Origin of the sequence: Streptomyces sp. V4I8 (genome assembly GCF_041261225.1) — a bacterium.
Lineage (GTDB): Bacteria > Actinomycetota > Actinomycetes > Streptomycetales > Streptomycetaceae > Streptomyces.
In genome coordinates, this window is sequence record NZ_JBGCCN010000001.1 from 3,202,562 (window position 1) to 3,214,839 (window position 12,278).

The 12,278-nt window shown below is 70.3% G+C and carries 12 protein-coding genes; all 12 read left to right on the forward strand.

Features of this window, described 5'->3' with window-relative positions:
* The first annotated feature begins 21 nt into the window (after positions 1–21).
* The 12 genes from ABIE67_RS14535 to ABIE67_RS14590 all read left to right on the forward strand — a co-directional run bounded on the left by ABIE67_RS14535 (position 22) and on the right by ABIE67_RS14590 (position 12,208).
* Complete coding sequence (locus ABIE67_RS14535; protein WP_370256956.1) at positions 22–1,113, forward strand: sigma-70 family RNA polymerase sigma factor; 1,092 nt, start codon at positions 22–24, stop codon at positions 1,111–1,113.
* 93 nt (positions 1,114–1,206) lie between these two features.
* On the forward strand, positions 1,207–2,154 hold the full coding sequence (locus ABIE67_RS14540; protein ID WP_370256957.1) for an ABC transporter ATP-binding protein: 948 nt from the start codon (positions 1,207–1,209) through the stop codon (positions 2,152–2,154).
* Positions 2,151–2,930, forward strand: coding sequence for an MlaE family ABC transporter permease (locus ABIE67_RS14545; protein WP_370256959.1), 780 nt, complete (start codon positions 2,151–2,153; stop codon positions 2,928–2,930). The genes ABIE67_RS14540 and ABIE67_RS14545 overlap by 4 nt, the downstream gene beginning before the upstream one ends.
* Before the next feature lie 3 nt (positions 2,931–2,933).
* Positions 2,934–3,749: an MlaE family ABC transporter permease gene (locus ABIE67_RS14550; protein ID WP_370256961.1), complete on the forward strand. Its 816-nt coding sequence runs from the start codon at positions 2,934–2,936 to the stop codon at positions 3,747–3,749.
* A gap of 8 nt (positions 3,750–3,757) precedes the next feature.
* A complete protein-coding gene (locus ABIE67_RS14555) occupies positions 3,758–5,026 on the forward strand; it encodes an MCE family protein (protein ID WP_370256967.1) in 1,269 nt (422 codons plus the stop codon).
* Complete coding sequence (locus ABIE67_RS14560) at positions 5,023–6,066, forward strand: MCE family protein (protein ID WP_370256968.1); 1,044 nt, start codon at positions 5,023–5,025, stop codon at positions 6,064–6,066. Before ABIE67_RS14555 ends, ABIE67_RS14560 begins: the two co-directional genes overlap by 4 nt.
* Positions 6,063–7,226: an MCE family protein gene (locus ABIE67_RS14565; protein WP_370256970.1), complete on the forward strand. Its 1,164-nt coding sequence runs from the start codon at positions 6,063–6,065 to the stop codon at positions 7,224–7,226. Before ABIE67_RS14560 ends, ABIE67_RS14565 begins: the two co-directional genes overlap by 4 nt.
* A gap of 26 nt (positions 7,227–7,252) precedes the next feature.
* The gene (locus tag ABIE67_RS14570; protein ID WP_370268592.1) at positions 7,253–8,377 is read left to right on the forward strand and encodes an MCE family protein; all 1,125 of its coding nucleotides are present in this window, start codon (positions 7,253–7,255) and stop codon (positions 8,375–8,377) included.
* On the forward strand, positions 8,374–9,687 hold the full coding sequence (locus ABIE67_RS14575) for an MCE family protein (protein WP_370256971.1): 1,314 nt from the start codon (positions 8,374–8,376) through the stop codon (positions 9,685–9,687). Before ABIE67_RS14570 ends, ABIE67_RS14575 begins: the two co-directional genes overlap by 4 nt.
* Positions 9,684–10,961, forward strand: coding sequence for an MCE family protein (locus tag ABIE67_RS14580; protein WP_370256973.1), 1,278 nt, complete (start codon positions 9,684–9,686; stop codon positions 10,959–10,961). The genes ABIE67_RS14575 and ABIE67_RS14580 overlap by 4 nt, the downstream gene beginning before the upstream one ends.
* The gene (locus ABIE67_RS14585) at positions 10,958–11,449 is read left to right on the forward strand and encodes a hypothetical protein (RefSeq protein ID WP_370256974.1); all 492 of its coding nucleotides are present in this window, start codon (positions 10,958–10,960) and stop codon (positions 11,447–11,449) included. Before ABIE67_RS14580 ends, ABIE67_RS14585 begins: the two co-directional genes overlap by 4 nt.
* 27 nt (positions 11,450–11,476) lie before the next feature.
* On the forward strand, positions 11,477–12,208 hold the full coding sequence (locus tag ABIE67_RS14590) for a hypothetical protein (protein ID WP_370256977.1): 732 nt from the start codon (positions 11,477–11,479) through the stop codon (positions 12,206–12,208).
* The last annotated feature ends 70 nt before the right edge of the window (positions 12,209–12,278 follow it).

The following is a 12,278-nucleotide window of genomic DNA, read 5'->3' on the forward strand; positions in this document are numbered from 1 at the left end:
GGTGAGCGCGAAGGGGCCCTCATGGCGACGGACACGCCTGCGGAGATGGAAGCCTGCGACGACCGCTGGCAGCGTATGTGGAGCCACCGCGAGCAGCTGCTCAAGGTGGCCCGGCGCAGGTCGATGAGTGCGGAGGACGCCGAGGACGCGGTGCACGAGGCGATGCTGCGCGCCGCGGAACGCCCCGACTTGGACGACGAGCGGTTGGCGGCCTGGCTGACGACGGTCACGATGCGGCTGTGCGTCGACCGCTACCGGCAGGTCAACCGTGAGGCCGAGGTGCGCACCAGCCCGACCCTCGTCGCCCCCGGTCCGGTGCCCGTCGAGGAGGCGGTGTGCGACCGGGCCGAGGCGAAGTGGCTGGCGGTCCGCAGTGGTGAGCTGCCCGCGCGGCAGGCCGAGGCACTGCGGCTGAAGTCGGAGGACCTCGACGTCGGCCAGGTCGCCGTCCACATGGGGCTCAGCTACCGGACCGTCGAGTCGCTGCTGGCCAGGGCGCGGCGGACGCTGCGGCAGTCGCTGGCCGCGACGCTCGGGTTCGCGCTGTTCCTGGTCGGGTGGGGGCGGCCGCGCGGCGGCGGCAGGGTGCAGGCCGTGGGGGTGGCTTCGACGGCGGCGACCCTGGCGGTCGCGGGGTTCGTGCTGCCGTACGCGCTCGACGGGGGCGGGGGTGCGGACGGGGGCGGTACGGCTCCGCGGCCCGCCGTCGCCTCGCCGGGGGTGGAGGCGTTGCGGCCGGAGGGCGGTGCCGGGGGCGGTACTCCGCGGGGGAACCGGCCCATGGCCACGCCGGCCGAAGGGAAGGCGGCCGGGTCGCCGTCGGCAGAATCGTTCCGGCCGCTGTCCGTTCCGACGCTGCCGGAAGTGGCGGTGCCGGAAGTGGCGGTGCCGGCGGTCCCGGTGTCCCCGCTGCCGGTGCTGCCCGCGCCGGACGTTCCGCAGGTGCCCGAAGTCCCGGAACTGCCCGAGGTCACCGGCCTGCCCGAGACCTCTGACCTGCCCGGGTCTCCCGACCTGCCCGAGGCCCCTGACCTGCCGGTCGATTCCTCCGCCGTGCGGTCCGAAGTGCCGTCCACCGCGCTCCCCCTCCCGACGACGACCTCACTGCCGTAAAAAAATTCGCCACCCCGGCGACGGACGCCCCGCCCCTCCCCGTAGAGCAGATGTCAGAGCTGCTCCACGGGCATGGGCTGAAGGGTGGACCGGATGGGTGTCGAGATCTGTGTGGAAGGGCTGACCAAGTCCTTCGGTCACCAGGTCATCTGGCAGGACGTCTCGCTGACGCTGCCCGCCGGGGAGGTCTCGGTCATGCTCGGCCCCTCGGGCACGGGCAAATCGGTGTTCCTCAAGACGCTCGTCGGACTGCTGAAGCCGGAGCGGGGCTCGATCACGATCCAGGGCCGGGACATCACCCGGCTCCGCGAGCACGACCTGTACGAGGTGCGGAAACTATTCGGCGTGCTGTTCCAGGACGGCGCGCTGTTCGGCTCGATGAACCTGTACGACAACATCGCCTTCCCGCTGCGCGAGCACACCCGTAAGTCCGAGAGCGAGATCCGGCGCATCGTGCTGGAGAAGATGGACATGGTCGGGCTGATCGGCGCCGAGGGAAAGCTGCCCGGCGAGATCTCCGGCGGGATGCGGAAGCGGGCGGGACTGGCCCGGGCCCTCGTCCTCGACCCCGAGATCATCCTCTTCGACGAGCCCGACTCGGGCCTCGACCCGGTCCGCGTCGCCTACCTCAACCAGCTCATCGTCGACCTCAACGCCCAGATCGACGCGACCTTCCTCATCGTCACGCACGACATCGCCTCGGCCCGCCAGGTCCCGGACAACATCGGGCTGCTGTTCCGCCGCGAACTGGTGATGTTCGGGCCCCGCGAGGAACTGCTGACCAGCGACGAGCCCGTCGTACGGCAGTTCCTGAACGGCCGGATGCAGGGCCCGATCGGCATGGCGGAGGAGAAGGACGCCGCGCAGGTCGAGCAGGAGCTGGCCGCCCTCGGCGACAGCGGCAGGAGCACACAGTCTCCCGGCAGTCAGGCTCTGACTCCCCGCCTGCTGCCGGGGCCGGGTATCCCGCGGCCACCCCGCTGGGAGGCGATCGCCCGGCGCGAGGCCGCGCTGAACCAGAAGGCGGTGGCCGACGCATGAGCCCGTCACCTCTGTCACCGATCGGAGCGCTGCGGCACTCCGGGAGCCTGTTCGCGATGGCGCTGGACGTCGTCCGGACGATTCCCCGACGGCCGTTCCAGGCAAGGGAGTTCATCCAGCAGGCATGGTTCGTCGCAAGCGTGACGATCCTGCCGACGGCCCTGGTCTCCATCCCCTTCGGCGCGGTCATCGCGCTGCAGATCGGCAGCCTGACCCGGCAGCTGGGCGCCCAGTCCTTCTCGGGCGCCGCCTCCGTGCTCGCCGTGCTGCGCGAGGCCTCGCCGATCGTCACCGCGCTGCTCATCGCGGGCGCGGGCGGCACGGCGATCTGCGCGGACCTCGGGGCGCGGAAGATCCGCGACGAGATCGACGCGATGCAGGTGCTCGGCATCGACCCCATCCACCGCCTCGTCGTACCGCGCGTGCTGGCGTCGATGGTGGTGGCCGTGCTGCTCAACGGCCTGGTGTCGGTGGTCGGTGTCGCGGGCGGCTACTTCTTCAACGTCGTCCTGCAGAACGGCACCCCGGGCGCCTACCTCGCCTCCTTCACCACCCTCGCCCAGCTCTCCGACCTGTGGGCGGCCGAGATCAAGGCACTCGTCTTCGGCGCCATCTCCGCGATCGTCGCCTCGTACAAGGGGCTCACCGCGAAGGGCGGACCCAAGGGTGTGGGCGACGCGGTGAACCAGTCGGTGGTGATCACCTTCATGTTGCTGTTCGTGACGAACTTCGTGATGACCGCGGTGTACTTCCAGGTCGTCCCGCAGAGGGGTTAGCCGTTGAGACTCATCGACCGCCCACTGAAGTCCCTCGAAGCACTGGGCATCCAACTCTCCTTCTACGGACGCTCGTTGGCGTGGACCGGCCGTACCCTGCGCCGCTACAAGAAGGAGATCCTGCGGCTGCTCGCCGAGGTGAGCTTCGGCCGGGGCGCGCTCGCGGTGGTGGGCGGCACGGTCGGCGTGATCGCCTTCCTGTCCTTCTTCACCGGCACGGAGGTCGGCCTCCAGGGCTACGCGGCCCTCAACCAGCTCGGCACCTCCAACTTCGTGGCGTTCCTCTCGGCGTACTTCAACACCCGGGAGATCGCCCCGCTGGTGGCCGGACTCGCGCTCTCCGCGACCGTCGGCGCCGGGTTCACGGCCCAGCTGGGCGCGATGCGGATCAGCGAGGAGACCGACGCGCTCGAAGTCATGGGCGTGCCCTCGCTGCCGTTCCTGGTGACGACGAGGATGATCGCCGGGTTCGTGGCGGTGATCCCGCTGTACGTGGTCGGCCTGCTGTCCTCGTACCTCGCCGCCCGCACCATCACCACCGGCTACTACGGACAGTCGGCCGGCACCTACGACCACTACTTCCAGCAGTACCTGCCCCCGGTCGACGTGCTCTGGTCCTTCGGCAAGGTGCTCGTCTTCGCCGTCCTGATCATCCTCGTCCACTGCTTCTACGGCTACTACGCGAGCGGCGGCCCGGCGGGCGTCGGCGTGGCGGTGGGCCGTGCGGTGCGGACCTCGATCGTGGCGATCAACGTCCTGGACTTCTTCCTGTCGCTCGCGATCTGGGGCGCCAACACGACCGTACGGATAGCGGGGTGAGCCGCCCGATGAGGGTGCGAAGGGTACCGAGGGTGCTGAGACTGAGGTTGTACGGCGTCGTCTTCCTCGCCGTACTCGCGTTGCTGCTGTCGTTGTCCGTGGCCGTCTACCGGCAGGTGTTCACGCCGGTCGTCCGGATCACCCTGGAGGCCGACAGCCTCGGCAACCAGCTCGATCCGCGCGCCGACGTCAAGCTGCGCGGGCTGCTGGTCGGCGAGGTGCGCGAGGTGCGGGCCGACGGGACGAAGGCGACGCTCGACATCGCGCTCAAGCCGGAGTACGTCGCCCACATCCCGTCGGACGTGCACGCGCGGCTGCTGCCCAAGACGCTGTTCGGCGAGAAGTACGTCGATCTGGTGCCGCTCGCCGGAGCCGGGCCCTCCGCGGCTCGTCCGATCCGCGCCGGTGACGTCATCACCCAGGACCGCACCCGAGTCGGCATCGAGGTGCAGCAGTTGCTGAACGACCTGCTGCCCCTGCTGCGAACCGTCCAGCCCGGCAAGCTCAACGCCACCCTCGCCGCGTTCGCCACCGCCCTCGAAGGCCGCGGCGACCGGATCGGCGACAACCTCACGCGTCTGGAGGCCTACCTGCGCCGCCTCAACCCCCATCTGCCGTCCCTCACCGAGGACATCGCCCGCTTCGCCGAGGTCGCCGAGATCTACGGCGACGCGGCGCCCGACCTGATGGAGATCCTGCGCAACACCGTCACCACCAGCCGCACGATCGTCGACCAGAAGGACCGGCTGGCGGCGGCCCTGAAGACCACGGCCGCCGTGGCGGGCACCGCCGAGGACTTCCTCGACGCGAACGGGGACCGGCTGATCACCCTCGGCCAGGTCTCGCGTCCGACACTGGAGCTGTTCGCCCGCTACTCCCCCGAATACCCGTGCCTGCTGGCCGGTCTGGTCCGGCAGGAGAAGGCCTCGGAGGAGGCGTTCCGGGGCGGCAGGATGCACATCACGCTGGAGGTCGTACGGCCGCAGGGGGCGTACGAGCCGGGCGAGGAGCCGCGTTACGGCGAGCGGTCGGGGCCCGACTGCCGTGATCTGCCGAGTCCGCCGGTGCCGGCGCCCGGGGCACACCTCGACGACGGTTCGAGGTCCGGGGGTTCGTCCGCGGGCGGCCCGCTCGGCGCCTCCGCCACGCGGGCCGAGCAGCGGGCGGTCGGCTCGCTCGTGGCGCCCGTGCTGGGTGTGCCCGCCGACGAGGTGCCGCCGGTCACGACGCTGCTGTTCGGGCCGCTGGTGCGCGGGACGGCGGTGAGTGTGGCATGAGCGCACGACGGACCGCGGCCCCCCTCATCAAGTTCAGCCTCTTCGCGCTGGTGACGATCGTGGCGACGGCCCTGCTCGCCGCCACCATCGTGAACGTCTCCTTCACCCCGGAACATCGCTATCGCGCGGTGTTCAGCGACGTGACCGGCCTGGAGGAGGGCGACGACATCCGGGTGGCCGGGGTGCGGGTCGGCGAGGTCGAGGGCATCCGGATCAAGGACCGGACGCTGGCCGAGGTCACCTTCACGGTCGGCCGGGACCGGCCGCTGCTCACCGGCACGGGCGCGGTCATCCGGTACCGCAACCTGGTGGGGCAGCGCTATGTCGCGCTGACCGAGGGCGCGGGCGACGGCACCCGGCTGCTGCGGCCCGGCGCGACGATCCCGCTGGCACGCACGCAACCGGCGTTGGACCTCAACGCGCTGCTGAACGGCTTCAAGCCGCTGTTCGCCGCGCTCAGCCCGAAGGACGTCAACCAGCTCGCCACGGAGATCATCAAGACGCTCCAGGGCGAGGGCGGCACCGTCAACAGCCTGCTCGTGCACACGGCGTCGCTCACCTCGACCCTGGCCGGCCGCGACAAGCTGATCGGCTCGGTGATCGACAACCTCAACACCGTGCTGGAGACGCTGGACAAGCGGGGCAGCCGCTTCTCCGGGCTGCTCGAGCAGTTGCGGCGGGTCATCTCGGGCCTGTCCGCCGACCGCAAGCCCATCGGGCAGTCGCTGGTGAGCATCGGCGATCTGACCGAGGCCACGTCGGGCCTGCTGAAGGACGCGCGTCCGCCACTCAAGGACGACATCGCCGAGCTGACCGAGCTCACCGGAACGCTGAACGACAACGAGAAGACCGTGGAGGGCGTCCTGAAGCGGCTGCCGAACAAGCTGGGCGAGCTGACGGGGACGGCGTCCTACGGCTCGTGGTTCAACTTCTACCTGTGCGACTTCGACGGCCGGATCGTGCTGCCGAAGACGGAGTCGACGTCACAGCAGGTGCTCACGCCCGACATGCATGTGGCGAGGGCGAGGTGTGGGGCATGAGCCGTAAACAAGGTCCCGAGCCGCTGTTCAAGGTCCGGGTGGAGCCCCCGCGGCTGCCGCGCATCCGGCTGCCGAAGGTACGGCTCCTGCCGCGCCGCCAGCCCCGCCGCCAACCGCTGATCAGGGTGCGGGTCGAGCCGCCCCGCATACGGCTCCCCCGTATCCGCCGCCCGCACCTCTCCCCGTTCCGAGAGCGCAACCCCGTCGTCATCGGCGCGGTCGGCCTCACCGTCCTCGCACTGCTGACGGTGGCCGCCTTCAACGCCGACCGCCTCCCGGTGATCGGCGGCGGCGAGACGTACAGCGCGGCCTTCGCGGAGGCGGGCGGTCTCAAGCCGGGCGACGAGGTGCGGATCGCCGGAGTCAAGGTCGGCAAGGTCGAGGAGGTCGACCTGGACGGAAACCACGTCAAGGTCACCTTCAAGGTCAAGGGCGAGCCGGGCTTCGGCACCGAGACCGGCGCGTCGATCCGGGTCAAGACGATCCTCGGCGCGAAGTACCTCGCGCTGCACCCCGAGGGCGGGGGCCAGTTGGCGCCCGGCAGTGAGATCCCGCTCAAGCGCACTGTCCCGGCGTACGACGTCGTACAGGCCTTCAGCGACCTCACCACCACGAGCGAGAAGGTGGACACTGACCGCGTGGCGAAGGCCCTGGACACCATCTCCACCACCTTCGAGGACTCACCGGAAGAAGTGCGGGCGTCACTCGAGGGCCTGTCGCGGATCTCCCGGACGGTGGCCTCCCGCGACAAGGCGCTGCGCGAGCTGCTCGACCACGCCAACGGCGTCACGGGCGTACTGGCCGACCGCTCGGGGGACTTCACCGCCCTGGTCAAGGACGGCGACAAGCTGTTCAAGGAGATCAGCAGACGGCGCGAGGCCATCCACAAACTGCTGAAGAGCTCCGCCGCCCTCGGCATCCAGCTCTCCGGCCTGGTCCAGGACAACGACAAGGAGATCGGGCCCGCGCTCAAGGGCCTGAACCGCGTGGTGGACATGCTCGAACGGAATCAGTCCAGCCTGGACCGCAGCATCAAGCTCCTGGCTCCCTACGTCCGGCTCTTCACCAACACCCTCGGCAACGGCCGTTGGTTCGACTCCTACGTCCAGAACCTGGTCGCGGCTCCGGTGGTGCCGCGGACGGGAGGGTCGGCACGGTGAACATCCCCCTCAAGGTGAGAAAGCGGCTGACGCTGCTCACCGCACTGTCCCTCCTCGCCGCGCTCACCTACGTCCTGTGGCCGCGCCCCGAGCCCGTCCGCGTCACGGCGTACTTCCCGCGCACCGTCGGCATCTACCCCGGCTCGGACGTCCGCGTCCTCGGCGTCCGGATCGGCGAGGTCAGGGAGATCACGCCGGAGGGCGGCCGGGTGCGGGTGGAGCTGGAGTACGAGGCCGACCGCGAGGTCCCCGCGGACGCGCAGGCGGCCATCATCAACTCCTCGGTGGTCAGCGACCGCTACGTACAGCTGCTGCCGGTGTACGGGGGCGAGGGTCCGGTGCTGCGGACCGGGGACGAGATCCCCGAGTCGCGTACGGCCGTACCCGTCGAGCTGGACCGTGTCTTCGACAGCCTGCACACCACGGCCGAGGCACTCGGCCCCGAGGGCGCCAACAAGGACGGCTCGCTGTCGCGGCTGCTCGGGGTGAGCGCGGAGAACCTGGACGGCCAGGGCAAGAACCTCCACCGGACGGTCGAGGACCTCTCGAAGGCGGTCACGACCCTGTCCGACGGCCGCACGGACCTGTTCGGCACGATCCGCAACCTCCAGGTCTTCACGGCGGCGCTGGCGGCGGACGACAAGAGTGTGCGGTCGTTCAACGGCAGCCTCGCGAAGGTCGCCGGTCAACTGGCGGGCGAACGCGAGGACTTGGCGGCCGCGCTGAAGAACCTGGGGACGGCGCTGGGCGACGTGTCCGACTTCGTGAAGAAGAACAAGAAGTCACTGACCTCGAACGTGGAAGGTCTCAGCAAGGTGACCAAAGTGCTGGTCACCCAACGGGCGGCGCTGGAGGAGCTGTTGGAGGTGGCGCCGACCGGCATGTCGAACCTGAACAACGCCTACAACCCGTCGGCCGGCACCCTCGACACCCGCAACAACGCCGACCAGGCGCAGGACCCGGCGTCGCTGCTGTGCTCGGTACTGAGGACGACCGGGGACGAGGGCGGCGAGAACCCCGACTGCGCGGAGCTGAGGAAGCTGTTCGACTCGCTGCCGGAAGTGCCGGAGGTACCGGAAGGGCCACCGGGCACGGCGGTCACCGGCACGGTCGACCGGACGCTCGGCGGGATCCTGGGGGCGAGCGCATGAGCGGCCTGCGCAGGGGCGGGGCCGGGGCGATGGCCTGGGCGGCGGTCGGTTCGCTGCTGCTGACCGGCTGCGAGGTCAACGGCTGGTACGACGTCCCGCTCCCCGGCGGAGCGGCCTCGGACGGCAACGCGTACCACGTGACCGTCGAGTTCCGTGACGTACTCGACCTCGTGCCGCAGTCGGCGGTGAAGGTCAACAACGTCACCGTGGGCGCGGTCGAGAAGGTGGAGCTGGACGGCTGGCACGCACGCGTACGCCTGCGCGTCGCCGACTCGGTGACCCTGCCCGCGAACACGATCGCGGAGCTACGGCAGACCAGCATGCTCGGCGAGAAGTACGTGGCGCTGTCGCGGCCGGTGGAGACGGCTCCGGTCGGCCGCCTCGGCGACGGCGACGTGATCCCCCTGTCCCGCAGCGGCCGCAACCCGGAGATCGAGGAGGTGCTGTCCGCGCTGTCGGCCCTGCTGAACGGCGGCGGGGTGGCCCAGCTGAAGACGATCACCGTGGAGCTGAACAAGGCCCTGGAGGGGCGGGAGAACCGGGTCAAGTCCCTGCTCAAGGAGCTGAACGTCTTCCTGGGCGGCCTGGACGAGCAGAAGAAGGACATCGTCCGGGCACTGAAGTCCGTGGACCGGCTCGCGGGGCGCCTCGGCAAGGAGAAGAAGACCATCGCCGAGGCCGTCGACACGATGCCGCCGGCCCTGAAGGTGCTGGCCGACCAGCGGCGCGACCTGACGAGGATGCTCACGGCACTGTCGAAGCTGGGCAGGACGGGCACCAAGGTGGTCAACGCCTCGCACGACGACACGGTCGCCAACCTCAAGCAGCTGCGCCCGATCCTGCAACAGCTCAACAAGGCGGGCGACGACCTGCCCAACTCCCTTGAACTGCTGACGACTTACCCGTTCCCGCGCAACGCGGTGGACGCGATCAAGGGGGACTACGTCAACCTGCACATCACGGCGGACCTCGATCTGGCGGGGATCTACGGCAACTTGACGGACAAGCCGGGCGGGGACGGCCGTGGCGACGGGGCCCCTCAGGGACCCGAGCTCCCCGAGACCCCGGGTCTCCCGGACGTACCGGATCTCCCGGAGGTGCCGGGTGTGCCGAATGTGCCGGGTGTGCCGACGCCCACGGCGTTGCCGAACGGTCCGACCGCGACGCCGTCTCCTTCGGCCCCCTCCGGCGGCGGCGGAGACCCGCTGTGCCCGCCGGTGTGCACCGCCGCCTGGGTGGCTGCGGGCGACTGGCCCGAGGGGATCGACCTCGAACTCGCCGAGCTGATGCTGAAGGGGGTCCAGCCGTGATCACCCGTACGGTCAAGTTCCAACTGCTGGCCTTCACCGCCATCACCGCCGTAGGTGTGTCGTACGTGGGCGCGGAGTACACCGGCCTGGTGGACGAAGTCCTGGACCGCGGCTACACCGTCCGCGCGGACTTCCCCGACTCCGGGGGCGTCTTCCCCGGCGCCGAGGTGACGTACCGCGGAGTGCCCGTGGGCAAGGTCGGCGCGCTGCACCTGACGGGCAGGGACGGGGTCTCGATCGCCCTCGACATCGAGGACGGGGCGCCTCGCATCCCCGCGGACACGCTGGCGGTGGTGGCGAACCGCTCGGCGGTGGGCGAGCAATACGTCGACCTGCAGCCGCGCACGTCCCACGGCCCGTACTTGCTGGACGGGAGCGACATCCCGCGTCGGAACACCCGGGTACCGCTGCCGACGACCGACCTGGTCCTCAGCCTGGACCGCCTGGTCAACTCGGTCGGCAAGAAGGACCTCCGGGTGACGATCGACGAACTGGGCGAGGCCTTCACCGGAACCGGCCCGAACCTGAGCCGCCTGGTGGACTCGGGAAACGAACTGGTCGAGTCGGCGTCGGAGGCGCTGCCCGAGACGATCTCCCTGATCGAGGACTCACGGAAGGTACTGAAGACTCAGGCGGACCAGGGCTCGTCGATCAAGTCGTTCGCGCGCGATCTGGCGTCGCTCTCCGCCCAGTTGAAGGAGAGCGACGGGGACCTGCGCAGGCTGATCGGCAATGCCCGGCCGGCGGCACAGGAAGTGAACTCCCTCCTGAAGTCGGCCGCCCCGGAGCTGTCGGTCCTGCTGGCCAACCTGATCAGCGGCGGCCAGGTGACGTTGGCCCGCCTGCCCGGCGTGGAGCAGGCCCTGGTCACCTTCCCGGTGATGGTGGCGGGCAGCTACACGGTCATCCCCGGCGACGGCACGACCCACTTCGGCCTGGTGCTGAACGCCGACGACCCGCCGGCCTGCACCCAGGGCTACGGCACGGCACGCCGCGATCCGGCCGACACCAGCACCCGCGAGGCGAACACCGACGCCCGCTGCACTCTCCCGCGGGGCAGCGAGTCGTCGGTACGGGGCGCGCAGAACGCCCCGGGCGGGTCGGCCGCCTACGGCGGCGCTCGGCAGACGGCATACGTCACCCCGTACGACCCGGAGACCGGCACCACCACCGGCCCGGACGGAAGGACCGTCGAGATCGGCTCGACGGGCGGCCAGCGGGCCGTGTTCGGAAAGGAGTCGTGGCAATGGCTGCTCGTTGGCCCCATGGCATGAGAAAGGCCCTGTCGGCACGCGCCACGTCGGCGGCTTTGGTGGCGGCGACGGTCGTGGTCACCGCCCTGACGATCTGGACGGCCCTCGGCCTCCACGCACAGCGTGAGGCGGACCAGCGCCGCCAGGACATCCTGGCCGCGGCCCGCCAGTCGGCGCTTAACTTCACCTCGCTCGACTACCGCCACTACGACCGCGACAGCGCGAACGTCCTGGCCGGGGCGACCGGCGACTTCAAGAAGCAGTTCGCGGCACAGACGAAGCAGTTGACCAAGCTGGTGGACCAGAACAAGTCGGTGTCGGAAGGCCAGGTCCTGGAGGCGGGCATCGTCCGCTCCGACGAGAACTCGGCCCGCGTCCTGGTGGTGGCCGACAGCAGGGTGACCAACACCGCGGTGCCTCACGGGGAGGCGCGCACGTATCGCCTGCAGCTGGACGTGGTGCACCGGGACGGCCGCTGGTTGACGTCGAACGTCGAGTTCGTCGGCTGACAAGCACCACCAATGAGGAGTACGACCATGACGAAGACGACAACCGGTCGCACGATGACGGCGGCAGCCCGCGCAGCAGCCAAGCGCGCGGAACGGAGCCACCGCGGCTCCGTCGCGGAATCCGAGGGCGGAACCGGGCGCCCCCTCGCGGGCCGCACCGTCCTGGTCGAGGCCCCGAAGAACGGCTGGCAGGACCCACCGGAGCCGTCGCCGGAGGCGTTCGAGGACGACGCACCCGAGGAACGACGCACCCCCCACCGCCGAAGGCTGCTCACAGCACTGCTCGGCGTACTGCTCGTGGCGGGCTTGGTGGCGATGGCCGTACTCGGCTGGCAGTACCGGGAGGGCCGTGAGGCGGAGAGCGCCCGAGCCGAGGCGCTCACGGCCGCCCGCAAGGCGGCCCCGGCCGTCCTGTCGTACGACTACCGCCACCTGGACCGGGACTTCGCCCGGGCCCGCGCCCACCTGACCGGTGACTTCCGCGACGAGTACGCCAAGACCACGAAGACCGTGGTCGCCCCGACGGCCGAGAAGTACCACGGCGTGGTGAAGGCAACGGTCGCCGCCCCTGCCTCCGGCGGATCCCCGGCGGCCTCCGTCGTCTCGGCCTCCCCGGAGAAGGCCGTGGTCCTGCTCTTCGTCAACCAGGTCACCGAGAGCACGCAGGTCTCCGGGTCTCGGGTGGACCTGAACCGGGTGCGGATGACGATGACGCGCACGGACGAGGGGTGGAAGGTGAGCGGGGTGGACGCCCTCTGACCCTGCGCGACCCTCTCCCGTGATGTTGGACAGCCAGCAGCTCTCGGCGAGAACAGAGCTGACCCTGCCG